The 536-nt window shown below is 29.1% G+C and carries 1 protein-coding gene; it reads left to right on the top strand.

Annotation, left to right across the window (positions count from 1 at the left end):
* Positions 1 to 495, top strand: a 495-nt coding sequence (locus SBL15_RS12965; protein ID WP_317956236.1) for a transposase, incomplete at its 5' end; no start/stop codon positions are given.
* Positions 496 to 536: the final 41 nt, after the last annotated feature.

The raw sequence follows: 536 nt of genomic DNA, 5'->3' as shown, positions 1-536 counted from the left end.
CTTTATAATAAATATAAAAGTTATTGGAAACTATTTCTTAAACCTTTTGAAACGCTAGAAGCATTTAATTATCATAAAGTCCATTTATTTAAAGAGTGGAAAACCGAAAAAGGCATTATAAATTACTTATTAGGTGTAGATGTAGAATTATTTAATACATATCACTACGTTCATGAGCTAAGAAGATTATTAAAAGAAAATCAAATAGAGAAATTTAATGATAAACTCTTTTCTATTCATCTTTCAGATGTGTGTCCTAAATTACGCCCAGTCATTAGAACTTTACGACGATTATCAGCTTTCATTGAAAATACTATGACATATTCTAACCTGACCAACGGTCCGTTAGAAGGAATTAATAATAAAATCAAACTCATCAAAAGGGTATCTTTTGGTTATAGAAATTATGATAATTTGCGTAATCGAATTATTATAACTTCGCGACTATTTGCCTCAACAACAAAAAAAGAGATTAAACAACCTAAGGTTGCTTAATCTCAATATTTGGACTCATCAGTCCGATTTGACGTAGAGCC

This window comes from Staphylococcus sp. NWU MKU2, assembly GCF_033283605.1.
Taxonomy (GTDB): Bacteria; Bacillota; Bacilli; order Staphylococcales; family Staphylococcaceae; genus Staphylococcus; species Staphylococcus haemolyticus.
The sequence above is the reverse complement of the archived record's forward strand: the minus strand, read 5'-3'. Positions and strand labels throughout refer to the sequence as shown.